This window comes from Chitinophaga hostae (assembly GCF_018224885.1).
In the GTDB taxonomy this organism is placed as follows: Bacteria; Bacteroidota; Bacteroidia; order Chitinophagales; family Chitinophagaceae; genus Chitinophaga; species Chitinophaga hostae.
On sequence record NZ_JAGTXB010000022.1, the window covers coordinates 88,962 to 114,512 of the forward strand.

Consider the following 25,551-nt stretch of genomic DNA (forward strand, 5'->3'; position numbering starts at 1 on the left):
TTAACAAATAACCTTTAACTTTACCCGCTTATTGTAAAACATCTTATGAAGAAGAATATAGCTTTGGTAGCCGGTGGATATTCCGGAGAGTATGTGATTTCTGTGCAGAGTGCCGTCACTATTGAGAATAACCTGGATAGCAGTAAATATAGTGTTTACAAGATCATCATCACCAAGGAGAGCTGGAGCTATACCGGCGCCGACGGGAAAGTGGCTGAAGTGGATAAAAATGATTTTTCCTTAACCCTCAACGGAAATAAAATCAGGTTCGACGCGGTATTTATTGGCATCCATGGCACGCCCGGTGAAGATGGACGCCTGCAGGGATATTTTGAAATGCTCGGTATTCCTTTTACCAGCTGCGGCATGGTAACATCCGCCCTCACCTTCAATAAAAGCTACTGTAATAAGGTAGTAGCGGCCCTGGAGGTGGTGAATGTATCCAAATCACTGCATATTTTCCGTGAGCAGCCATATAATACCGCCGATATACTGCAGCAGCTGCGTTTACCCGTGTTCGTGAAACCGGCAGAAGGCGGAAGCAGCATCGGTATGTCAAAGGTGAAAACGGCAGAAGAGCTGCAACCAGCTATAGACAAGGCATTTAATGAGGATTGTCAGATCCTGATAGAAGAATTTATCAAAGGACGGGAACTGACGATGGGCCTGTATCGTTCTGCCGGTGTTATCACCACACTGCCTATCACGGAAGTGGTGAGCAGCAAAGAGTTCTTCGATTATGAAGCTAAATACACCCCTGGCGTGTCTAACGAAATTACACCGGCGCCTGTAGATGAGGATATTGCCCGCCAGGTAAGGGAAGCGTCGACCATATTATATAATAAACTGAACTGTAAAGGCATCGTGCGGGTAGACTTTATATATGAGGAAAGCAGCGGAAAATTGTACTTCCTGGAGATAAATACAATGCCCGGGCAGTCTGAAAACAGCCTGGTACCGCAGCAGGTAAGGGCGGCAGGTAAAACCCTGCAGGAATTTTATGGCCTGCTTTTGGAAGAGAGCATGAAATAAGGATTATCACACTTAATATAATTATCGTGTTCGACTTTATTACCAAACGTTCATTTGGCATGAACCTGTTAGCTGTTATCGTCATGTTTTTTGCGCTGGCATTGCTTTTCTTTTCAATGCTGGGTTTTATCACCAAACACGGACAACAGCAAACAGTACCCGATGTGCACGGGAAAAATGTGAAGGAAGCTATTACGTTACTGGAAAAAGCCGGTTTTGAAGCCGATGTCAGGGATTCTATTTATGTTGATTCTATACCCGGCCTGGCGGTTTACGCCCAAACCCCCGATAAAGGTGCGCAGGTAAAGGTGGGCAGAACCATTTACCTGACGGTTAATAAAACGGTAGCTCCCATGGTGAAAATGCCGGACCTGGAAGGACTTACCTTCCGCAGTGCTGAAATGATGCTGAAAAGCATGCGACTCAACGTAGGAGATACTATTTACAGACCGGATATTGCGGCTAATTCTGTATTGCAGCAGTTATTGAACGGTAAAAAAGTAAAACCGGGTACATTGGTGGCAGAGGGAAGTAACATCACCCTGATCCTGAGCAGTGGTACCGGCAGCGTAGAAAACCCGGTGCCCAGCTTTGTAGGTCTGACCTACGCCGAAGCCCGTGAAATACTAAGTGCCAGCAACCTGAATGCCGGAACGGTGATCATCGACCCCAATGTAACCGATACTGCCAATGCTTATATCATTAAACAGGTGCCTACCCGTAAAAATGAGATCGGCGACTTTAATATGGTGAGGGCAGGGGAAAGCGTAGACTTCTGGTTGTCCGCTACCAAGCCGGTAACAGACAGTGCCGCCGTACAAAAGCCTGTTGAGCAGGAATAACTAAAAATGATGTAATTTGATTTTAAATTCTTTATAACTATGCAAAATATCACGGCAGAAGAGCTGAAACAGCGTATAGACAACGGCGAAGAGCTTTATATATTAGATGTGAGAGAGCCTCATGAGCGCGCAGAGTTCAACATTGGCGGTACTCATATTCCATTAGGTTTTGTACAGCAAATGCAGGTAGATGAAATCGAAGAATGGAAAGATAAAGAAGTAATTGTATACTGCCGCAGTGGTAACCGCAGCGGTCAGGCTTGTATGTTACTGGATTCCATGGGCTTTACCAATACCAAAAACCTGGTAGGCGGTATGCTGAAATGGACAGAACAGTATAAGTAGAGCGTAAAGCATAAAGCTTAAAGCTATTGTAGCGATTGATTAATGCGGAATATTTTATCCGGTTAGTTCAATCGCTACAATAGCTTTTTGCTTTAAGTTTTATGCTTTCTGCTCTACAATAGCAGTGGCTTCTATTTCCACCAGGTAGCGGGGATCTATCAGTTTACTTACTTCCACCATGGTAGTAGCTGGTTTTATACTTTTGAAAAACTCTCCATGCGCCCGGCCATATTCCTCCCATCTTGAAATATCAGTTACAAACATACGGGTGCGTACCACGTCATGCAGGGTGGCGCCGGCATTGATCAGGGAGGATTCAATTTTGGCGAGTGCAAACTTTGTTTGCTCATAGGCATCCCCTTCTGCTACAACTTTATCATTGTCTGTTGCCACGGTACCCGATACTTCAATCACATTGCCCACTCTTACTGCCCGGGAATAACCTACTTTTCCTTCCCAGATAGCGCCGGAGGAATAATTAGTGCGTTTCATACATATTTTTTAAAGAGTTGAGGAGATATACAAATCTACAACAAGTTCTTTAGTTGGATAACGGCGGTTCAGAGCCGTTTTATCTCAGTGTGTGGTGGTGCTGTCGTTGGGTGGCGTAGTGGTCCGGAACTTTACCACTTTGCCCAGCAGGTCGAACCAGAAGGGAGCCCCCAAGGATATGGCCAGGGCGGTGATACACCATCCTGCAAAGATCAGCCAGCCGTTTTGCTGAAAAGGATGGGTATAACCACAATGCATAATCCTGTGACCGCTGCTGCTGTCGATAACACAGGCCCGGCTGATGCCCAGTACATTCCTGGCATCACCGGCATCGTTGCGCAGCATGGCATATACGCCAATCAGCGAGGTATCCTTCACGAATACACGCAGCGAGGTATCTGTGCGGTAAAAGGCACTGTCTTTATGCAGCATATTTTTGCGTATAAGGGTGTCCGTTATAGCCGTGTAGGCAGGCGCGCGACTGCTCGCCAGCTGCACCATTTCCGTGCGTACGTTTTTATCCTTCATGAGGATACGCGCAATGGCAATGGAATCCACGTTGAACAGGGCTGCAATGCCGATACCGATGCACAGGAGCCAGGTTTGTGTTTGTTTGCGGTACCAGCCACTGGTGCGGGTCATGGTTTCATTAAACCAGCTTTCCATATTGATGCGGAATGCTTTTACATCATGGCGGCTATCTTCAAACAGCTGCAGCAGGTGTTCCCTTACATCCGGCGCCAGGTGCAGGTAATTATGGGTGAGCGCGGTCCTGATCGCCTGGGCGTCCGTTAGTTTGAAGGTAAAGGGGGACTCCGTTTCTGTCCCAGGATCCTTTTGTGCCTTTTCTTCGAGGTGTGCCCTGCAGCTGCTGCGTAACAGGTGTACGATGGTTTGGGAAAAGATCTGCGGACTGATATAGGCCGGCCGTGCTGCTGCACTGTTTTTCCCCAGGTTGCGGATGGATGGGGCAGTATAAAATTTTTTCAGGAAAGGGCTATGGCGGAAAGGTTCAAAGAAATAAACAATGCTCCAGCCGAGCTCATAGAACCAGTTGAAAAAAGTGAATTTTCCGAACCATCCAAGGTCCTTGCTGTGATCTTCTTCTTCCAGCATCCTGCGTAAGCCTTTGGTGAGCAGCCGGGCCCTGGAATTGAAAATCCGGGCAACCAGTTCCTGTACTACGGAGGCCAGCAAACTATACAGCAGGTAAATGAAAATAAGGCCAAGGGCCACATCTATGGCCAGGTTACTAAACATGAGGATAGGTATTAAGTTGACATATGCACATAAAAATAGAATATTAACACCAAGTTAGGAACTCACTACGCAATGTATTTGTGAAGCCGGCGTTTTATTCCGTTATACGGGCATATCCATGCAGGAAGGAAAAAACATTTATTACATTATATATTTGCGCATATTTGAATTTATATGAAATTGAAACATTTATCCCTGTGTTTCGCGATGGTAGCCGCATGCAGCGCTTCCGCACAGATAAAATACAGGGACACAGAGAAAAAGCCAGCTTTAATTCCTTACGACAGCAGCATTGCTTTTCAGCACCTTACACCAGACATTGCACAGCTTACCCTGGTAGGCCAGGAAATCACTTTCCTGAAGCTGAATCCCAAACGGCTGATAAAGAATAAGGAAGATACCCTGCTGGACAATATTAAAATGAAGGCCGTAGTAGAAGTGCCTTATAAGAGTGTGCTTAAAGGCGGACATTTTTATACTCCCTATAAAGCGGTGGAAAATAAAACGTTCCGCATTGTGGATTATGACCGGAAAAACATGGATGGTGGCGTGCCTACACTGATATTTACGTTGCGTGATGAGGACAGGAAGCTCCTCTTATTCCAGGTGCCGGAAGATAATTTGCCGGCCACACCGGTTATTATCAATGGCAACTATGAATGGTTGAAGCGGCAGTATGTAGGAAAAGAATTACATCTCCGGAAAGATAATCACAAAACAGAAAATGTGCTGGATAACAACAAAGAGATGTTGCTGAGTAAATCAGATGTTTTTTCCTGTACAGAGATCGCGGTTATTTTCTCGGGGAAACAAAAATATGGTCAACCTTTTCTGATTGTAAAAAACAGCGACAATGTAGAGCTGGCGATAGGCGTGGGAAGCAAGAATGAGTACGCACATGGCCCGCTGATAGAAGATTTTGAGTTACAGTAGCGCGGACGATTATTGCAGCGGATGTTGTCTTTATCAGGATTAGACTGATTTTGATGATTAAAGGATTTTTATTCTTTTGATTTTGACGATTAAAAAAGATTAGCGAAGACAGAAGTAAATACCCTTCTACCTTCGCTAATCTTTTTTAATCCTGTAAAATATAATCCTTTAATCATCAAAATCAGTCTAATCCTGATAAAGACAACATCCGCTGCAATAGTCTTCCGCTAAAATTCAAAGAAGCAACAACTTCCACCCACCCAGGTATCCTTACTGTTAAACCCTACGCCAATCATTTTTCCTTTGCTGATCCGCGCAAGATTGTGTACCAGTACCGGGCGCGCAGCGCCGTCCTGCCAGATATAGATCATCCTGATTTCACAGATGGCCGGTCCGGTAGGCGTTGTGATGGCAGGGGCATATTTTACTTTACGTTGCAGTATCCAGTTTTCCGGATCTTTGATACGGTCAATATCTTCCGGCGTTACGTCGATGAGCACGCCTTGTCCTCCAAAAGAAAAGAGCGGTTTTAATACGTAGTTTTCCAGGTCGGCGGGCACAACTGGTAATTCATGCAGGAACCAGCTTTTAGGCACGAATTCGCTGTGGATAAACGGCATAATATATTTGCTGATCCGGTAAAACCAGTTGGGATGCGTAATCCATTCCACATCGAGATCCTGGAACAGGTTTACATGTTCTCCCAATGTTTCTGACTGTTGTTGCAGGTCATCGAAAATGATGCGGTTATAGATGCGCTGCACAGGTGTTTTAACCCCATCGCGGAGATAATATAATTTCTTGCCTTCCTGGATCAGCGCTGTTAAACAAACCGTGGTGATGCCCAGGTTTTTTTCGGTACTGTGAAAATCGATGCGCGTTTTTTGTTCTTCCGGTTTTATTTCCAGTAGTATCACTTCTTCCGGTGCAAAGGGACCGATGATCATGTCGCGCAGGAGCTGATAGTAGGAGCTTTCATCGAGGCCGTTGAAGAAATTGCTGAGTGTAGCGGGAATATTGAAGTGCGTTTTGAAGCGGCGGGCCATTACTTCCTGGAAAGCGAGCATGGTAGGGAAGCCCTGCAATTCAATCAGCTGGGGCACCAGCGCGCCGTCGTCTGTTTTACAAACTGCAAAATCAATGACGATGAAATGAGGGTGTTCATTTTCACGCGGCACTTTCAGCGAGGGGGGAATAGCATCCTTGGTGATGGTCTTGAAATCGGGCCGGAGCAGCACATCTACTATTTCTTCACAGGCCTGTACCAGTTTACTACCGAGTGCGGCGGGCACAAAAACGGGCGTTTCAGCGATGCGAAAAGCTGGTACTACGCCGGTGTCTGCGGCAATACCGTCTAAAAAAGCCTGGTATTGTGCAGGAGTAAACTGCTGATTATATGATGTTCTGATTGCAGGGATCATGGTGTCTTTTAGTTAAAAGAACGAGTGCTCGTTATCTGTGTGGGCAGCTACCTGTACCAGCCGTTCAATAGCTGCCAGCCGGTCTGATAGTCCGCCATAAATAGCATAATCGAGGAACGCTGTAATAAAGCGATCGTGTGTAAGCATAATCTTATCCGGATCAGTGAGCTGGTTGATCATGCTGTTGTATTTTTCCAGGCCATGGTGGTTCACTACCTGTTTTTTCTTTTCTTCCTGTTGGAGATACATGTGCATGCCGGCAGCATCTGCTTCGGGATGGAACTGGGTGCCAATAAAATATTCGTTGAAGCGAATAGCCATGGTAGCCCGTTCCAATGGTACATGCGGTCTTTCTTTTTCCAGTGCGAGTACATGTCCGCCCATCGCCTGCAGGTTTTCGTAGTCCAGTTCTATCACCTGCCAGTCGCGGCTATCTACTATATAAAAAGGATCGGGAAGTGCACTGAAAATTTTTTCCTGCATACCTGCAGCGGTTTTATGTACCGGGAAAACCCCAAAGGCGGGGGATTTGCGTTTGCATACATTGCCCAGTTTGTAATACCGGCACATGACCTGGTAAGAGTGGCAGATAAAGAACACGGGTTTCTTGGTATCCTGTACCCGGTTCCATTCCAGTAATTCATCAATAAGCGAAAAATATGCGGTTTCCCAGTCGCTGCCTTCACTGTCGACCGGGCTGCCTGGGCCGCCGGTAGAAATGTAAATATCATAGGAAGTATCCGGAACCTGTATCTGATTCCGTACTTCAAATTCATCGAATTGCAGGTCCAGTGCGTGCATGCTGGCATATTTTGCCAGTATTTCGCGGATACAGCGCATGCCTTCATTAGGAACACCCTCGTACATATCCAGCACGGCTACCTTCCAGCTTTGTTTAATTGGATGCATGCTGCAAAATTACGAAATACGCGGGTTTTATCTTGCCTGGGATTTTGTCTTGCCGGGGGGCGTCTTGGCCAGGGTTTTATTTTGCCCAGGATTAGACTGATTTTGAAGATTTAGATGATTTTTTCTTTAGATGATTTAAAAGATTTAGAAAAAATTTAAAAGATGAAGGAAGATGAGGGAAGATGAGGGAAGATAACAGCAAATATATCCACTGGCATCTTCTCTCATCTTTTAAATTTTTTCTAAAATCTTTTAAATCAAAAAAATAAAAATCATCTAAATCTTCAAAATCAGTCTAATCCTGGGCAAGACAAAATCCAAGACAAATCAGCAACCTTCAAGGAACTGTTGCTGTATGAAGTCGGTAACCGCTACGAGGTCGTTGGTAGCTTCAAATACCTTCAGTTGTTTGTCAGCGCCGGTACCTGTTTCCAGGAGGCGGGTGGTAGCGTCAATTACTTCGCGGCTGCCCAGTTCATCCACTACATCATCGATGAAATCGAGCAGTTCGAAAATGAGAGAGCGGGTATTTACTTCCATTTCCTTACCAAAGTCAATGAGGTAGCCATCAATGCCATAGCGGGAGGCCCGCCATTTGTTTTCATTGATCAGGGCGCGGTTATAGATAATAAAATTGAGATTTTGCATGCGCAGTTTGTAAATTTTTGCGCATACGGCCTGGAAAAGTCCGGCCAGCATGATGGTGTCGTCGACCGTAAGCGGCACGTCGCAAACACGGAACTCTACGGTGTTAAAGAAAGGATGTACCCTCAGATCCCACCACACTTTTTTGGCATTGTCAATACAGTTGGTTTTTACCAGCAGTTTGATGTAGTTATCATATTCTTCGATGCTGGCAAAATAGTCGGGTATACCTGTACGGGGAAATTTATCGAATACTTTGGTACGAAAGGATTTGAAGCCGGTATTACGACCTTCCCAGAAAGGGGAGTTGGTGCTAAGTGCAAAAATATGCGGCAGGAAGTATCTAACGGAATTGGCTATATGAATGGCCATTTCCCTGTTTTCCATACCTACGTGTACGTGTAACCCGAAAATCAGGTTCGAACGGGCCGCATCCTGCATTTCATTGACAATTTCAAAGTAGCGGGGATGATCCGTAATGAGTTGTTTTTCCCATTTACTAAACGGGTGGGTGCCGGAGGCGCCGATGCTAAAACCAAGATCGCCGGCTATCTGTGCAATAGTGCGCCGGAGCAGGGCTACATCCGCTCTGGCTTCGTGTACATTAGCGCAGATACGGGTGCCTACTTCCACTACGGCCTGGTGAAATTCAGCTTTCACCTGGTCGCTGATGACCTTGTGCGCCTGCTCTACTATTTTTTGTTCATGCGACCTCAGTTCCCGTGTAACAGGATCTATTACCATGTACTCTTCCTCGATTCCCAGCGTAAACGCCTTCAGCATAATTTTTCTTAGCTTTTAACTAACAACTAAAATTGATGTTCGATTGTGCCAACTGCCAGCCATTGATGGCCAGTACCTGGCAAAGTCCTCAAAATATTCCATTCATCTCTGCTGCATTTGCTAACAGCTAACAGCTAATGGCTAACAGCTGAACAATGTGCCAACTGCCAGCCATTGATGGCCAGTTCCTGGCAAAGTCCTCAAAATATTCCATTCAGCTCCGCTGCATTTGCTAACAGCTAACAGCTAACAGCTAATGGCTAACAGCTAAACAAATGTAGCGCAGTAAAACGGTTTCATTTTTCTTTTTGTTGTTTTTTGGCGGTGCTTTTTTTAGCCGGTGTTTTTTTCTCCTTTTCCGGCGCAGTTTTCTTCTTTTTTTCCGCGGCGGTTTTCTTTTTCCCGGTGGCTGCAGTAGCATCGGCTTTAGCCTTTGCCCTGGCAGGGCTTCGTTGTACAAACTTACCCCAGGTAAGATTGTCCTTTCCTGGTTTTTGAGCGATAGCTCTTTCTATGGCATACCGGGCGCTGGTTTCCACCACCCACTCGAAGTGGTCGGCCCCTATAGAGTGAATATCGGCATCAGGAGCGGGGTTGCAGAAGTCGATGGCGTAGGGCACTTCGCTGCGTACTGCAATTTCCACGGTATTAAAATCGTATCCGAGGTGTTGATTGAGACTCAGCACCTGTTCAGTGATCTGGGCCAATAACGCCGGACTGGCATCATAGCTGGCTTCGTAACGCTGATGGGGTGAATGTTTCGGATTATAGGGCATAATACGTACTTCTTTTCCCCCGATACAGAAGCAGCGGTAATACTGACTGAAATCAATTTCTTCCTGCAACATCATGACCAGTTGCCCGGTTTCGCTGTGTTTTTGGAAGAAATCATCTTTATCCTCTACGCGGTACACGTGTTTCCATCCGCCGCCGGCATAAGGTTTCATGTAGGCCGGGAAACTTACATATTCGAAAATGCTGTTCCAGTCGAACGGGTAAACAAGGTTACGGAATGATTTGTCGGTGGTATCATCCGGTAACTTATTGGAGGGTAACAGCACGGTGCGGGGCACGTTCACGCCAATTTTATCTGCCAGTGCATTATTAAAAAATTTATCATCCGCACTCCACCAGAAAGGGTTGTTGATTACTGCCGTACCGGCGGCAGCGGCATTTTTTAAAAAAGAACGGTAAAAAGGAACATCCTGGGAAATACGGTCTACGATAACGGCATAACCGGGATCCACTCCCTGCATCACTTTATCGATGGTTACAAATTCGGCAAAGATGCCCGGCGGATTGATGCGGTTGACGCGGTCTACAAACGCTTGCGGAAAAGTGTTTTCCTGTCCAAAGAGAATACCTATTTTTTTCATGTTACTTACTTGATAAGTGATAGATAATGCGGCAGCATTTCCCGCCATACCGGCCAGTCATGGGTTGTTTGCGGCCGGATGTCCAGCCAGTGTGATATTTTTTTGCCGGTTAATATACCCGACAGCAACTCATTTTGCGGCCTTGTTACATCCCGGTCAGCTACGCCCAGCACAATGCCCATGCGCCAAAGATCGGCATGCTGGTTGTCCGGCACATAGTCGGCCGGGTTGTTATAGTAAACATTGTCATCATAATAGCCATCTACGCGGGGTTTGATATCAAAGATGCCGCTGAGACTAAAAAGATAAGACACCCGCTCGGGATGGCGGAACGCAAAATTGGCGGCATGGTATCCGCCAAAGCTGCAACCGGCCGCCACAATGCGTTGTTGCCCGGTTTCGGCTTCCATTCGGGGAAGTACTTCTTCCTCCAGCAGTTTATCGTAACAGGAGTGATTATACGCTCTTTGCTCAGGGCTGATCTCTTTGTTGTACCAGCTAATGGCATCAATACTGTCGGGACAATATACCCTGATCCTGCCTTCTTCAATAAACCAGCTGATGGCATCAATGAGGCCAAAGTCTTTGCTTTCATAGTAGCGTCCCATAGAGGTGGGAAATAGGAGTAACGGATATCCGCTGTCGCCGAATACCAACATCTCAAATTCCTTTCCCAGGTTGGGAGAATGCCATTTCAAATAGTTTTCGGTCACGGGAAAGTGTTTAGTTAAATTTAAAGAAGATTATTGGTTTATTGGTAAATTGTTGGGGTGCAAACACGTCAACATTATATCAATTCTATTTATTTACAGCGGGAAGTGGTGCTGGACACTTATTCCGCAGGTACATTGCCAACGGTGCTCCTGTTGGTAAACGATGGTCAGGAACTGGCGGGGTTATTACCACCGCTTTCTCCCGCCGTGCTGGTGGCCGGGATTCATGCGGGTAAGCATCGCAGGGCGGAATATGGTACCGCCGGGGTGCTTGATCACCAGGGGCAGGGGGCACAGGCGGAAAGTTATACGCGGTTTATTATCCGGGAGTTATTGCCTTTTTTGCAGCAACAGTATCCTGATATGCGTATTGAACGGCGTGCTTTTGCCGGCTTTTCCCTGGGAGGCTTATCTGCCCTGGATATTGCCTGGCATTATCCGGATCTTTTTCAGCTGGCAGGAGTATTTTCAGGTGCATTGTGGTGGAGGAGCAAGCCTTTGGGGGATGGATACCGGGACGATAAGGACCGGATCATGCATCAGCTGATCCGTGCAGGGAGCTATCATTCAGGACAACAGTTCTTTTTTGAATGTGGTACCGCTGATGAAACGGCCGACAGGAATCACAATGGGGTGATTGATAGCATTGATGATACGCGGGATCTGATAAAAGAGTTATTACTGAAGGGGTATAAAGCGGACAAGGATATTTTTTACCTGGAGATTCCAGGTGGCCGGCATGATGTAGCCACCTGGAAAACCGCCATGGATATATTTTTACAACTACCTTTCTTTTATTAGTAGTTAACGGCGATGCCTATATTAAATGCGGCGCCTCTTCCTTTGGCATATTGATTTGGTATCATAAACCACTGTGCCCTGGCAGGGAAGTAATCTTCATTAAAGAGATTTTCAATACCCAGTGTCAGCATAGTATGTGGTGTAATCTTATAGTTAGCATTCAGGTTTACCAGGTTATAAGCTTTTACCCTGCCTTCGTTACCATTGTAAACACCCTTGCTATTCTTTTCAAAGCGGTTCCTGCCGTTAACACCCATGTATTGTAATCTTACTTCCAGTGCTTTTAGCGGGCGGTAGTTGATCGCTGCGCTTACTTTTGGCGGGGCAATTCTTCTGCCGTTCAGGTATACATTGTAGCTGCCGCCGGTTTTGGCCGTATCTGCTTTTCCTTCGAGGTAACTGTAGCTGGCGCTGATATCGAGGTTATGCAGTGCCTGGTAAGTGATAGCAGCTTCAAAACCGTATATGCGTTCAGGTGTTCTGCTCACATTGAATAAACCGGTGTTGGGGTCAAAGATCATGTCTGCGCCCAGTTTAGAGGTACTGATAAAACCGCTGAGTTCAAAACGGAATTTTTTGTGTTCGCTGACAAATCCGAGTTCGTAATTATTGACGAGTACAGCTTCCGTATTGATTTTTTTCAGATCATTTACTTTGGAATCGCGTAGTGCCAGGCCTACATCAGATACAGAAAACCCCTGGGAGAAGCTGAAATAAGGCATGAAAATGGGCAGGCGGTTATAGCGGATACCTGCGTTGAACAGGGTAGCGGTGTAATCGAGGTCGCCGCCTTTTACCCTTATGCTCGGCGGTATGGCTCCATTGGCGCCGGTAAGCGGCAGGGTATTATAATCATCTACAGTTACATGTACTTTTTCCACTCTTATGCCTGCTTTCAGGATCAGGTTTTGCCAGAGATTCCATTGTGTTTCGGCAAAGGGAGCATAGTTCAGCATCTTCATTTCAGGTACCCATACCCGTCCGTCTACCAGTGGCTGGGAGGTTTCATCGTTCAGCAGATCCGCGCCATACGACAGCGTACCGTTTACCTCATATTTGTTTGACAGGGGAGAGTTCAGCATCAGGCGCAATCCTTTTTTCTTATCGAGGGTATGTGATTGACCATCGCCGCCTTCAAAGCGCCCGAAGGACACGTAAAAGACATCATCCCTGGATTCATAATAGGCGTCTGCAGTGAGTGAGGTGCCGCCGATAAGGCTGTCGGCCTGGTATACCAGGTGCAGGTTGTGATTACCCCTGGAACCGGTAGAAACGCCGGCAGGTTTACCTAATACCCCGGAAGCGGGAATACCGTTGGCAATATCGCCGTTTACAACGTTGTAGTTGGAGTTTTGCTGGCTGCGGTAGTAGTTGTACATCAGTTGTAACCGCTGACGGCTGCTTACCTGGTAGCCCAATTTTGCAAACGCGTTGTAGCTGTCGGTTTCGCCTAAGCTATAGTTAGGGCCTACCAGTTTGCCTTTGGCATCTTTATATTCGCCGGTTTCTTCGGCCACGCCACTCACGATGTAGTCGAACTTTTTATATTTTCCCTGCAGCATCTGGCTGATGCGTCCGCCCACGCTGTTTTTGAGACTGGTGAGAGAACCGGTGGTGTTGATAGTGGTTCTGCCGGAGATGATTTTATTTTCGCGGGGAGTGGCGGTAATATAGTTGATTAATCCACCGGTGGCGCCGTTGCCATAGATTGCGGTGGCGCCTTTTAACACGTCTATTCTTTCCAGCACACCGGGGTCGATAGAGCGCATATCTACCTCTCCGTTGCGGAGCGGGGTAGATTGTGGAATACCGTCAATCATGATCAGCACAGAGCGACCGCGGAGTGTTTGTCCTACATTGCTGTTGGTTTGTGTACCGGGCGCCAGTCCGGGTACTTCCCGCGCCAGGATATCCGTTACATCTGTGTTGATAGTCATGTCGCTTTCCAGTGTTTTTTTGGTAATAACCGTAACGGAAGAAGGGACATTGTCCAGGGTAACAGGTTTACGGCTGGCCGAAACCACGATTTCGCCAAGCGTCTTTTGTGTGTTGGCAGTCGTTAATGTATCTTTTTTATGTTCACCGGATTTATTCTGCGCCATCAATGGTGCGGTAATACTGCATCCGGAGAACAGTACGAGAAATAGTCTTTTGTTAAGCGTGTGGTGCATAGCCGTAATTGCCGTCGTTTTAATGTGATAATGCTTCCTTGATTTGCTCCTGTGATATGTGGCAGCAGGTTCGATTTCGGGGAGCAAAATTACGGAAAAGCGTTCCGGCGGGTTTACGCAATCGGGAAAATTTTGTGCGGGGAATGGCGGGAAAAATTCCCTTTTGGTAGTGATAAAGGGAATTCTCCGGCTGCAATGCTCCTTGTTGAAGATCATGTTCGCCGGAGATGGAGCACACTATTCTTCTGAAAGATAGTAGATGACAATTTCCACCCGCCTGTTTTTTCTTCTGCCTGCGGCGGTTTTGTTGTCGGACACCGGCATGGATTCGCCCATACCGTTTACAGCGGTGATATTGCTGCCTGGCTTTTTTTCCCGGATATAATCAGCTACGGTAAATGCACGTTTCATAGATAATTCCTGGTTGTAGATGTTGGTACCGGTATTGTCGGTATGACCTGTAACGGTGAGCGATATACGATCGCTGCCGGGGATTTTGCCAACGAGGCTATCGAGCGATTGCAGCATTTGAGGCTCCAGTTGGTGGCTGTTTACCTGGAAGAGTAAATCCGGTACCAGGAGGGTATCTGTTCGTGTAACCGATACAGTTATTTCTTGTGCCGGCTGGCAGTTAACTAGTTCTACTCTTTCGCTGGAATCCGCGTTGGGGGAAAGTTTTCCTACTCCTTTGATAATAAAGTCGTCGAAGCTAAAGCCTTTTTTGTATACGAGAAAACTGGCTACTGCCTGTGCGCGGTCCTGTGCCATCAAGGGTCTTAAATGCAATTGAACATTGGCGGACTCAGACAAATTTAACCTTTGTACAAAGAACAAATCAGGCGTCATATATCGAGTTTATCCCGGGTAACGATAACTGTTCTTCTTTTATAGGAAGGCAGGGTGGACGCCAGGAGATCAGACTGGCGCCAGGATGCATGGAAGGGCAGGTTATTCATGAAATAGGCCATGCCATAGGCTTTTATCATGAACAGTCCCGATCAGACAGGAATAATTTTGTAACCATCAACTATAATAATATCCAACCAGGTAGGGAAAGGAACTATCAGACGTATACAGAGGACGGGGACCCAGGTTTTGATCTGGGAGTCTTTGATTTTAATTCTATTATGCTATATAGTTCCAGTGATTTTGCGATAAGCGCCAATAACCCTGTCATGCTGAGATTAGATGGTAGCTGGATCTTTGGGCAGCGTGTTGGATTATCACTTGGAGATGTGGAAACGTATAACTATATGTATAATCCAGCTATTACGGCAGTAGTAAAGTATACAAAAACACGGGATGACTATGACTGGAATTCCGGCTCATCTGCAGTAGAGGGTCATTCAACTGTATTCTTCTATACAGATGCTTCCAGAACTACACCGCTAACTTTAGCCAGCCCTCTAAGAATAACTGCACGTGATTTATCAACAAACACCTACTATTATGGGACAGTACCTGCCGGCGTGAGTTCTTTCTATTTAGGAGAAACATGGGAATATCAAGTATACGATTTTGGTAATCTCACATATTATTCTGCTGGTGGCGGGTGGATGGAGCGAGGGGTGGGGTATAATTTTCAGTTTGAACAGTTATAGAATGCTGAGGAAGACATTTTGAGTATGCATACAGGAGATTTGGGCTATTATAAAAAGGGAGGCCTCCAAATACGGAGGCCTCCCTTTTTATAAAGTCGTATCGCTATTAGAAGCTGTAACGAAGACCTAACTGTCCTCTCCAGCGTGCTGTAAAGTTATTGATGTAATATGGTTTTACATCACCAAATCCATTTACTATTCTTCTGTAGTCATACTGGAAGGTAGATACCCCGGTAGCAGCGTTGTAACCGGAATAGGTAAGCGGGGTAGAAGCGTTGTTGGCTATGAAATATGTTCTGCCCCAATCTTTGTTTAAAAGGTTACCAACATTCAGGATATCGAAAGTGATTTCTACTTTATGTGATTTAATGATAGGAATAACCTGCGCAATCTTGAAATCGAAAATGTTTTCGAAAGGTGTGCGCACCGCATTTCTCTTCGCATCTTCTCCGCGATGTTTGCTCAGGTATTTATCATTACTGATCAGACTTTCGAAATCTGCCCTCTGTTCTGCTTCGGAACGTGTGTATGTGGATGTTGCGGTAGCAGTAATAGGCTTGAAAGACATGTTTTGAACCTCAGAAGCTGTTGGAATGTAGATCAGGTCGTTGTTACCGTTGCTACCTAGGTCATCACCGGTTGGGTCAACAGATGGGTTGAAATATACCCACGAATAAGGAATGCCTGATTGACCGTTGTAGAATAACGTTAAAGTAGTACTATATTTCTTGTCCTTACCATATTTAAATGCTTTGGAAACTACCGCCAGCACCCGGCTACCCATACTGTAGTTGGCACGACCATTTTCCAGGTTGTTCAAACCATTGATGTTCGGAGTAAAGCGCCAGTTGGAACCTGCTGTAGAAGAAGTACCATCATTAACAGAGTAAGCATCGCCGTAAGAATATCCTACTTTGAAGAAGAAACCGTTGTTGGTTACTTTGGCCAGCTCACCAGTGATGTTATAGGTATAACCTTCGCTGGTGTTTTGTAATAACAAAACCTGCGTGCCAAAATTGCCGGTTACTTTCTTGAAGGTAGGGCGCTTGGTAACACCACCAAGCGAAATGCTATCTCCAGTTGGCATCACATTTAAGTTATTCCAAATGGTGTTGTTAATTGTTTTGGAGAAATTACCTTCAATGGTAGCCGTCATATCCCATGGCAAACGTCTTTGAACGGCCAAATTAGTTTTGAAAACTTGTGGGAATTTAAAGTTCCTATCTGTCAGGTTAATATTTGAAACACCTGTTTTTACAGTAGCGCCTGCGGCAGTGGCACCCGCTGCTGAATATTGACCATAGAAAGGATCATTTGGATCATATCTGAAAGTCAGACCAGCAGGTACATCGCCACGGGTCAGGAATACATTGGTATAAGTGTTACCACTGTTACCGTATTGATTAGAGATCCACACAAAAGGAACACGACCGGTGAAAACACCTACACCACCGCGGATGATGGTAGCACCATCATCATTTATATCCCAGCTGAAGCCAACACGGGGAGCCACCAGCAGTCGTGTCTTAGGCAAGGTAGTGGTGGAGTAACCTGGGAATGCAGGGTCCTTTGCAAAAGCAACATTGTTGGGAGGTGTGGTAGGGAACACTGGCACATCTACCCTAACACCATAAGTCAGGGTAAAGTTTCTGCGGATATTCCATTCGTCCTGTGCGTATACACCAATCTGTGCTGCCTTGAAACCAACGCCGTCTCTGTTTGTAGAATCAGCTGTTGTATAGTTGATTTGATAGGTAGTTGGTTTCAGACCACTGGTAAAATCGCTGATAGAGCTATAAGTATAGCCTCCGAAAGCATTCTGAATAAAGGTATTTTTAATATTGTAGAATTCGGCGTTAGCACCAACTGTAATGGTATGTTTACCTTTATATAGTGTCAGGTTATCCGTTATTGTCCAGATTTTCTGATCCAATGCATTCGCGGTGGATGATGGTTCTGTACCCAGGTAAATGGTTCCTCCTGATTCGTTAATAGTAACACTTGGGAAAGGCTGACCAATATATTTTCTCCTGTCCTTAACTGTGTTAAAGCCTAGCCTGAATTCATTACTCAATTTATTGGAGAAGTTGGAATTCAGTTCCAATACGCTTGAGTTACTGATAGAAGGGAAAGTATAATTCGCATTATTGAAAGTGGCGATGGTAGGTGTTCTGCTGGCAACCATATCGCTTGCATTCAGGTAGTTATGACGAAGGGTCAGTTTGTGTACGCTATTGATGTTCCAATCGATGCGTCCAAACAAAGTAGTAGCAGGCTTTTCGCGCTCCTGATCGGTAAAGCTTCCCGGGTTATAGCTAGGGAAATTTTTTGTCAAATAGTTATTGATGTCCTGCATTTGTGCAAGGGACACCTTGTTGGAGCCATCAGCCGGATTGTAATCAATAGGGTTATTTCTCTTTGATCTTTCCGCGTTTACGTAGAAGAACAATTTATTTTTAATAATGGCGCCGCCTAAGCTCGCGCCAAAAATTTTATTGCTGAAAGAACCGTATTTGGAACGGGTTGAATCCGGGGATTTACCCACCAGGCTTTGATCCTGGTAGAACACATAAGCAGCACCATGGAATTCATTAGTACCACTTTTGGTAATAGCGTTGATTCCACCACCGGTGAAACCGCTTTGTTTCACATCGTATGGGTTCAGTACTATCTGCAGCTGATCAATTGTTTCCATTGAAATCGGGTTAGCGCCTGCCTGACCTCCATTGGTTCCGGAGGCAGATAACCCAAATACGTCGTTGGTGACAGCACCATCTACCGCAAACTGGTTGTATTTATTACTCATACCACCAAAGGAAATACCCATTGGGGAACCGTCTTTACCATTGGTAGATACAGATGCCTGTGGGCTCAGTCTAACAAAGTCCTGTACACTCCTGTTTACAGTGGGAATGTTATCCATCTGTGTACGGGAAACGTTCAACGCTGTACCACCATTACCTTTTGTAGTATTTTTGGTAGCGGTAATACTTACTTCTTTCAGGTTAGTGGAACCTTCAGACAGTTTTGTGTTTAATTTTAACGGCTCACCCAGTTTCAGGAAGATGTCGTTATAAGTTTCAGTACCAAAGCTGATAAAGGATACTTCAACTTTGTACGGTCCGCCAACACGCATGTTGGGGATGGTGAACTCACCACCGTTACGGGTGGTTGTTCCATAAATTGTTCCAGTAGGTGTGTGGGTGGCTTTTACAGTGGCCCCGATGAGGCCTTCGCCTTTTGAATCAGTTACTACACCGGAGATGCTGCTGGTGGTAACCTGCGCATAGGTAACAAAAGCCGTGAGTAACAATGAGAATGTAATGAGTAATTTTTTTAACCTCATAAAGCAAAGATTGTTGTTGAATCAAGCGCAAAGTTGCTTAATTTTCCGGTTAAAATTTTAACTCCGAATTAACAAATTGTTAAGTAGACTGTGGATAACTTAACACGCCGTTAAAAAATTGTACAGCATCTATCCGAATGCCAATAAACAAAAGGAATTTTCAAGATTTTCGCTAAAAATTATGATTTTTCAAATAGGTGTTATTATTAATGAATGAAACCTATAACCACAGTGAACTTTATGCCGTTTTAAGTGTATAATATTCAAATTAATTGTAATTATTTGTTATATGTTAAAATTAGCCTGTATAATTAACAATATTCCAAGGCCATTTTAACACAAATTCATCGCTACCCCTTCTCATTTTTTCACATGTATATGTCGTAACTTTGCGCAATTCAACATTACTGACCCGGAGGGAATATTATATGTTAGATAAAATAGAAGCAGCAATAGAAGATATAAAAAACGGCAAACTGGTGATCGTAGTAGATGACGAGGACCGTGAAAACGAAGGTGATTTTATAACGGCAGCACGCAATGTAACACCCGAAATCATCAACTTTATGAGTACCCACGGCCGTGGGCTCATTTGTGCACCGCTGGTAGAAGAGCGCTGCGAAGAACTGGGACTGGAACTGATGGTCCGCGATAACACCGCCTTACATCAAACCCCCTTTACCGTTTCGGTCGACCTGCTCGGACATGGCTGTACCACCGGCATTTCCGCACATGACAGGGCCAAAACAGTGCAGGCACTGATCGATCCCAACACCAAACCCGAACACCTCGGCAAACCCGGACACATTTTTCCGCTCAAAGCTAAAACAGGCGGCGTATTGCGTCGCTCCGGACATACGGAAGCCACCATCGACCTGGCCAGGCTCGCAGGGTTTGAACCTGCCGGCGTACTGGTAGAAATCATGAATGAAGATGGCTCTATGGCCCGCTTGCCGGAACTCCGTGAAATTGCCACCAAATTCGATCTCAAGCTTATCTCCATTAAAGACCTGATCTCCTACCTGCTCAGTACCGAAACACTGATAGAGGAAGGGGTGAAAGTGCAGATGCCTACCAAATACGGCAACTTTGAACTGATCGCCTTTAAACAAATCAATTCCGGCGAAATTCATATGGCCCTGAAAAAGGGAGATTGGAAAAAAGATGAGCCGGTACTGGTACGTGTTCACTCCTCCTGTGTAACAGGAGATATACTTCACTCTTTACGTTGCGATTGTGGTGAACAATTGCACGCCGCCATGAAAATGGTGGAAAAAGAAGGGAAAGGCCTTATATTATATATGAACCAGGAAGGAAGAGGAATTGGTTTGATGAACAAACTCAAAGCCTACAAACTCCAGGAAGAAGGAATGGATACCGTAGAAGCTAATATAGAACTGGGCTTTAAGATGGATGAACGCGACTATGGTGTGGGAGCACAGATACTCCGTCAACTGGGCATCAGCAAACTGCGCCTTATTACCAATAACCCGCGTAAACGCGCCGGGTTAAGCGGTTATGGCCTTGAAGTGGTGGAAAATGTAGCCATCGAAATTAATCCTAACCCGCATAACGAAACATACCTTAAAACCAAAAGGGATAAATTAGGACACGAGATATTGAAGGATTAAGTGACGGTTCATTGGTGATAGAGCCGCGTAGAAAGCAGCAGTCATCGGAAGATGGTTGTGAAGTAAAATAAACCACACAAAGGAGCAGCATTTGTTGCTCCTTTGTTGTTTGAGCCCGCCGGCATCGCGGCTATTGCTTACCCGTACTGTCTTGTTTGATTTTTTCTATTTCTTCCTGTTGCTGTTTCAGCAAGGCTGCCTTACGCAGGGAATCGAGCAGGGGGGAGCGGCTCCGTCGTTTATCATTAAACAGCTCGCTGAGCCGGTTGTATTCCCTGATATAGGAAATACCCACACCGGATTTCGTACGGTTGTTAAGGTTATATACGTCGTAGTCCGTTTTACTGAAGGCATTGATACGGAAACGGCCATCGGGCGTAAGGAGGTACTCAATCCTGAAGTCGCCCGCAAAACGGTTGGTATTGGCAGAAGTAGCCGTTTTACCCCAGTCGTAGTCCCCGCCTGCATATAAACGGAACCGGTTGTTGAACAGGTTGCTGGTAATACCGGCACTCACCTGGTTGCGGTCTACGGAAGAGTTGTCTACCGGCCCGCCCACATTATAAGCCCGGTAATTGACGTTTACCCCGATACCACTTCCTTTGAGCAAGGCGCCTGTTATATTGTTCAGGATGGCCTGCGCCTGTGCGGAGAGCGCTTGTCCCACACTGTTTTTACCTGTAATACCTACATTGGCTGCCGCAGTAGTGGTAGCATCATCCGGCAGGAATTGGTTGGAGAACAACAGTCCCCATACCTGGAACAAAGCCTTGTTCTGATCATTGTTGATTTCTTTCAGGTGGGCGGCCACGCCACTTTCGTAAGCCAGGCTGCCTACTTCCGGCAATTCGATGGAGTAGGTGATATCCGGCTTCAGCAGGGCGCCGCGCAGGTTGATTTTTACATCTACCTTTTCTGTGCGGGTGGCCAGTTTATCCGTACTCACGTTGGTGCCTTGCCCTACGAGGTTGTACAAACTCACTTTAGGCAAGGAGTATTTGGCCATAATGTTTACCCGCGCTTCGGATGGGTCACCGTTCCAGGTAATGGTACTGTTTTTTTCTATGTCGAATTTCCAGCTGGTTAAACGCTGGAAATTGAAATTATAGGAACCGTTGTTGATTTCATAGTTACCAAACATGGTAAAATCACCTTCTGTGTTTACTGTGATCTGCAGGTTACCGGTACCATTGGCAGAAATAATATCGCCGGTGGTGGCATCCAGGATAACATCGATCTGGGCATCGGGGTTGGCCGCAATATCCAGTTTCACCGTGAGTTTGGTGTTATCTTTCTTCTTCTTCTTTTCTACTATCTCCGTACCATACGTCTTGAAGGTGATATAGTCATATTTTCCTATATCCTTGCTGTCGGACATCGGCAGGTAAAAGTGGGTACCTTTAATTGGCCTGGCCAGTATATGCATCTGCATATCATTCAACGGGCCGGAAAAGTATACTTTACCATCGGCCAGTACATCGCCATAAAACAGGTCGTTATCGGCCGCACTGGTGTTGAGGAACAGGAAGCCCCTGCCGGTAACGTCAAAATCAAAATTGAGTTTGTCAAAATGGTCATGACTGATATAGCCGCTGGCAGTGCCTTTGGTATTGTATTTATCGACCAGTACAAAGTTGCCGAATTCTATCAGGTTATCATCCACGTTTACATTCAGCTTAGGAATGCGGTAGTGCGTACCCAGGTAATCTACTGTAACACCTACGGTATCCAGGGTAAGGTTACCTTTTACCGAAGGCAAACTGGTAGTGCCGCCAACGGTCAGATTACCCGCTACGGTACCGGTGAGCTGAGATACATATCCCGCCAGGTACTTATTCAACAGGCTGATAGAAGTGCCATTCAGCTTAATAGACGCGTCTATGCTATTGTCTGTGGCCGATAAACCAATTTTACCCTGTGCCAGGAAAGCTTTTCCTTCATTGTCGGACTGTACATTAAAAGTAGCGACGCCGGTCCGGTGATGATAGGTGCCATCTACGTTCAGAATACCGATTGAATCGTTGTCTATGCGCAGTTCCCGGGTTCTGAGCGCCGCATTCACATCCAGGTTCTGGGTCGGATCTGCGATATTGATAGTGCCATCTGTAATCCCTTCCACGCGGGTGGTGATCAACTGAGCCGGAATTACATCCGCCAGGTTCAGGTTTTTGAGGGTCACTATAAATTTGGATTCGTCCGGATTGTATTCATTTGTTTCTATGGTAATCAGCTGGTCATTGCGGTTGATACGCAGGTTTTTTACGGTGAGAAAATGTTTGCTCCAGTAAATTTCATTGCCGGGAGTAACATTCCATTGCCGCTCATTTACCGTGAAGGCGCTGTTAAGGAAGTTGATCTTTACGCCTTCCGGTACGGTCACCACACGGGCGTAAAAACCATCGAGCGAGGAGGTATCTTCCGCCGCCAGATCTACTTTTACAAAAGAGGTATCATGTCCTGAGCTGGCCAGGATCACCGGGTTTTCCAGTATCACATTTTTGCCCGATAGTACTTTGCCGATACTGGTGCTGATATTGACTTTGTTAAAGTTACCATCTCCCTTTACCTGTAGTTCCTGCACATGATATTGCTGGTAACCGGCCTCCGGTATGTTGATGTTTAATGCCAGGTTGCCGCCATTCATGGTGTTCAGGGCGCCGTCGACCTTGCTGAAATTAAAGCCGGAAAACTGGTTGGTATAACCTTTCAGCAGTTTGTCCACTTCCCCCAGGTTGAAGGCAAAAGTGAAGTCCTGGTTAATATTAATGTTTTGCGGCGGACTGAAATAGCTGGGATAGTACTTATATAACAACAGGTGGAAGGCATCTGGTAACTGGAGGAAGCTGTATTGTCCTTTTACAAATCCGCTAACTTCACTGCCGGCAAATTCCAGTATTTTCTTATTATCCACCATATGTGAAGACACATTCAGCGAATCGAACTCCAGTCGGCGGTTATTTTTAAATACAGATACATCGTACATCCTGGCTATGCCGTCGAAGTTATCGATGTTGCTGCCGGCGAAATTGAGATCCAGCTTGGCTTGCAGGGTAACGGAGTCTTCGGTGATATGCAGCGCTTTCAGATCACTCTTGCGGATTTCGGAATTGAATTTAAATACCGGTAAGGCTTCGTTGAAGTCGATGGTACCGGCGAAATCCATATCGAGGTTAGGATCGTTGGCCGCAAGGGAACCGTTAAAGAACTTACGGCTCATTTCCCCTTTGGTTTTGATGTTATGATAATTGTATCCGAAGAGGGCTATTTCCTGTACGTTGGCATCTACACTGGCTTTCAATGTTTTGAAATTGAAGCCGGCCCCATCTACCTTTGCGTCGAGGGAGATGGTAGACAGGTTGGTATTGTCAAACAAACTGCCGATATCAAAATTAACTGCCGTTAAGCTTCCCGAATAAACAGGAACATCCCGGCTGGTTTTGAAGTTAAGATCGGAGTTGAGTTTGCCGAGATTGGTTTGAAACTGGCCATAGGCCACAAAGTCATTGATGAAGCCGGTGTAGCTTCCCTGGAAGCGGATGGCAGAGAGCCGGTCGATCCTGACGGTATTCACCACATCTTTTACGATAGGCATGATCTGCATTACATCTTTACCGGTGGTGACCAGTTCCTCGGCATGGAAGTCGATGAAGGTTTCATAAATATCCGGCAAGCCGCGCATTTCGAGGCTTCCTTTCAGGCGGGTAGTATTGCCTGCTTCCAGTTCTATATCCGTTGCTTTCAGGTTGCTGACAGGCCCGCGGGCTTTACCGTTGAGCGTAATTTCTTTTTTCCAGGAGGATAACGGCGGTGCGAAGAAGGCGATATCATCGGACGACAGCTTACAATTCTTAAAGTGGGCCTGCATGAACACATCATTAATATAATCGCTCATGTCGCTGATATCACTGTACTGCATGGTGTAGTAGTCGCCGATATGGCTGCGGTTCGTTTCCAGGTCGAGCTGGGAAAACTCCATTTCCACTGGCGACATTTTAAACCGGCTGCTAAGCTTTTTTACCTCAAAGCCGCTGCGTTCTTTGGTGCGGAGGGTGAGGTCGCCGAATATACTGTCTTTCACCAGGCTGGTGTTGGTGAGCGACAGGTTAATTTCGTTGAAACGGATATGATGCGGGGCAAAATAGCCGGCCTCTATTTTCGTGGTGTCGTCGGGGTTATCCACGCCGAAGATGCCGTCTTTTATATTAAGTTCTTTTACAATGAGTTTCCAGTTTGCGTTGTTCCAGCGCAGTTGCTGCACTTTCCCGGTATCAGGTATGGGGCTGGCGGAAGCCTCACCGGGCTTTCTTTTACGCCGTAGCGGGGAAGAGGCATAACTGCTGATAATAAAGTTCGGGGAGGTGAGGGTGAGCTCCTGTATGTCGATATTATGTTTTTGCAGGTCGAGGTTTTTGGCGTCGAGGTAAATGCGTTTGGCAGATGCGCGCATATCTTCACCCACCCAGGCATCCACCTGGTTAACCTGAATATTTTTGAGATCAATTTTTTTCAGATCCAGCGAAATGCCTTTGGATGGCCTGGTGCTGGTGTCGGGGGCGGAGGAACCGAATGCCTCTTCAAGGAAATGAAAATTCCAGACGGAGTCTTTACGCGACCGCAGCAGGTTCACCTGTGCGTTTTCAAGCCCTATAAATTTGATGACGGGTTTATCCTGGAAAAAGAACCAATCGGTAATCCGTACCTGGAGTTTACCTGCATAGAGGAGGGTATCCTGGTGCTGATCTTCAATGAGCGTACCCTCCAGTTGCATGCTGTTAAACAGCCGGAAGGTAACATGATCTATCTCCACGCGTGTTTTCAATTGTTCCGACAGCCGGCTGGTTACCTGGTGTACGAGGAAGTTTTGTACCACGGGGATGTTAACCAGTATTCCGATCAGGATGACAAGGCCTAACAAACATAGTAACACGACAGATAATATTTTCCGGACTTTTTTCAGGCTGCAAAGTTTATCCGGCAAAAATAATTAATAGTTGGCAATAGCGGCCACAATTACAAACCGGGACTATTGAATTATAAATGATGCAGTTGATATCGGCAGATGAGCACCGGATTTATTTACCCACCCTACAATTTCGTATATAGATAACAGTGAGTAGGGGCTGAAAAAACGACTGATAACGTGAAATTTGAGGTCAAATAGTTTGTCATTATATTGTCTTTTCAATACTACTTAATGGTGTTATATTAAGTCTGTATGGTGTTATTTTAGCATAAATAAATTAAAAATTA

The 25,551-nt window shown here is 45.8% G+C and carries 18 protein-coding genes; 7 read left to right on the forward strand and 11 right to left on the reverse strand.

Translation table 11 applies throughout. The annotated features are described in order from the left end of the window. Positions 1–45 precede the first annotated feature (45 nt). Genes KE626_RS29245 through KE626_RS29255 form a run of 3 tightly spaced genes read left to right on the forward strand, consistent with a single transcriptional unit; the run spans position 46 to position 2,219 of the window. Entirely contained in the window at positions 46–1,032 is a 987-nt protein-coding gene (locus KE626_RS29245) for a D-alanine--D-alanine ligase (RefSeq protein WP_211976611.1), read from the forward strand. Positions 1,033–1,058: 26 nt separating this feature from the next. After that, entirely contained in the window at positions 1,059–1,874 is an 816-nt protein-coding gene (locus KE626_RS29250; RefSeq protein WP_211976612.1) for a PASTA domain-containing protein, read from the forward strand. Between the two features lie 39 nt (positions 1,875–1,913). Further along, on the forward strand, positions 1,914–2,219 hold the full coding sequence (locus KE626_RS29255; RefSeq protein WP_211976613.1) for a rhodanese-like domain-containing protein: 306 nt from the start codon (positions 1,914–1,916) through the stop codon (positions 2,217–2,219). Between the two features lie 99 nt (positions 2,220–2,318). Here the strand turns inward: KE626_RS29255 and KE626_RS29260 are convergent, their stop codons facing one another. Together KE626_RS29260 and KE626_RS29265 are read right to left on the reverse strand one after the other, a co-directional pair. Then, positions 2,319–2,711 carry a RidA family protein gene (locus KE626_RS29260; RefSeq protein WP_211976614.1) on the reverse strand — a complete coding sequence of 131 codons (393 nt, stop codon included), beginning with the start codon at positions 2,709–2,711 and terminating at the stop codon, positions 2,319–2,321. Between the two features lie 84 nt (positions 2,712–2,795). After that, positions 2,796–3,971, reverse strand: a complete 1,176-nt coding sequence (locus KE626_RS29265; protein WP_211976615.1) for a hypothetical protein — start codon at positions 3,969–3,971, stop codon at positions 2,796–2,798. Between the two features lie 174 nt (positions 3,972–4,145). Here KE626_RS29265 and KE626_RS29270 point away from each other — a divergent pair, with 174 nt between their 5' ends. Further along, on the forward strand, positions 4,146–4,904 hold the full coding sequence (locus tag KE626_RS29270) for a hypothetical protein (protein WP_211976616.1): 759 nt from the start codon (positions 4,146–4,148) through the stop codon (positions 4,902–4,904). 227 nt (positions 4,905–5,131) lie between these two features. Here KE626_RS29270 and KE626_RS29275 read toward each other — a convergent pair whose 3' ends face one another. The 5 genes from KE626_RS29275 to KE626_RS29295 all read right to left on the reverse strand — a co-directional run bounded on the left by KE626_RS29275 (position 5,132) and on the right by KE626_RS29295 (position 10,751). Further along, complete coding sequence (locus KE626_RS29275) at positions 5,132–6,325, reverse strand: hypothetical protein (protein WP_211976617.1); 1,194 nt, start codon at positions 6,323–6,325, stop codon at positions 5,132–5,134. 12 nt (positions 6,326–6,337) lie between these two features. Beyond that, entirely contained in the window at positions 6,338–7,234 is an 897-nt protein-coding gene (locus KE626_RS29280; RefSeq protein ID WP_211976618.1) for a type 1 glutamine amidotransferase, read from the reverse strand. A 327-nt stretch (positions 7,235–7,561) separates the two neighbouring features. Then, positions 7,562–8,662: a carboxylate-amine ligase gene (locus KE626_RS29285; RefSeq protein WP_211976619.1), complete on the reverse strand. Its 1,101-nt coding sequence runs from the start codon at positions 8,660–8,662 to the stop codon at positions 7,562–7,564. Positions 8,663–8,958: 296 nt separating this feature from the next. Beyond that, positions 8,959–10,038 (reverse strand): ATP-grasp domain-containing protein, encoded by a 1,080-nt coding sequence (locus KE626_RS29290; protein ID WP_211976620.1) that lies wholly within the window; start codon positions 10,036–10,038, stop codon positions 8,959–8,961. 5 nt (positions 10,039–10,043) lie between these two features. Then, positions 10,044–10,751: an esterase family protein gene (locus KE626_RS29295; protein ID WP_211976621.1), complete on the reverse strand. Its 708-nt coding sequence runs from the start codon at positions 10,749–10,751 to the stop codon at positions 10,044–10,046. A 57-nt stretch (positions 10,752–10,808) separates the two neighbouring features. On the opposite strand from KE626_RS29295, the gene KE626_RS29300 reads away from it, so the two are divergent. After that, positions 10,809–11,552, forward strand: a complete 744-nt coding sequence (locus KE626_RS29300; protein WP_211976622.1) for an alpha/beta hydrolase — start codon at positions 10,809–10,811, stop codon at positions 11,550–11,552. Here the strand turns inward: KE626_RS29300 and KE626_RS29305 are convergent. Both KE626_RS29305 and KE626_RS29310 read right to left on the reverse strand, forming a co-directional pair. Then, positions 11,549–13,723 (reverse strand): TonB-dependent receptor, encoded by a 2,175-nt coding sequence (locus KE626_RS29305; protein ID WP_211976623.1) that lies wholly within the window; start codon positions 13,721–13,723, stop codon positions 11,549–11,551. The two genes, KE626_RS29300 and KE626_RS29305, sit on opposite strands and share 4 nt — an antisense overlap. Before the next feature lie 237 nt (positions 13,724–13,960). Then, positions 13,961–14,491 carry an OmpA family protein gene (locus tag KE626_RS29310; RefSeq protein WP_211976624.1) on the reverse strand — a complete coding sequence of 177 codons (531 nt, stop codon included), beginning with the start codon at positions 14,489–14,491 and terminating at the stop codon, positions 13,961–13,963. Here KE626_RS29310 and KE626_RS29315 point away from each other — a divergent pair. Further along, a complete protein-coding gene (locus KE626_RS29315; protein ID WP_346344511.1) occupies positions 14,485–15,324 on the forward strand; it encodes a M12 family metallopeptidase in 840 nt (279 codons plus the stop codon). The genes KE626_RS29310 and KE626_RS29315 overlap by 7 nt on opposite strands. Positions 15,325–15,430: 106 nt before the next feature. On the opposite strand, the gene KE626_RS29320 is transcribed toward KE626_RS29315, so the two are convergent. After that, positions 15,431–18,670 (reverse strand): TonB-dependent receptor, encoded by a 3,240-nt coding sequence (locus tag KE626_RS29320; RefSeq protein WP_211976626.1) that lies wholly within the window; start codon positions 18,668–18,670, stop codon positions 15,431–15,433. A gap of 428 nt (positions 18,671–19,098) precedes the next feature. Between KE626_RS29320 and KE626_RS29325 the strand changes: the two genes are divergently transcribed. After that, positions 19,099–20,301 (forward strand): bifunctional 3,4-dihydroxy-2-butanone-4-phosphate synthase/GTP cyclohydrolase II, encoded by a 1,203-nt coding sequence (locus KE626_RS29325; RefSeq protein ID WP_211976627.1) that lies wholly within the window; start codon positions 19,099–19,101, stop codon positions 20,299–20,301. Between the two features lie 130 nt (positions 20,302–20,431). On the opposite strand, the gene KE626_RS35105 is transcribed toward KE626_RS29325, so the two are convergent. Continuing rightward, positions 20,432–25,228 carry a translocation/assembly module TamB domain-containing protein gene (locus KE626_RS35105; protein ID WP_211976628.1) on the reverse strand — a complete coding sequence of 1,599 codons (4,797 nt, stop codon included), beginning with the start codon at positions 25,226–25,228 and terminating at the stop codon, positions 20,432–20,434. Positions 25,229–25,551 lie beyond the last annotated feature (323 nt).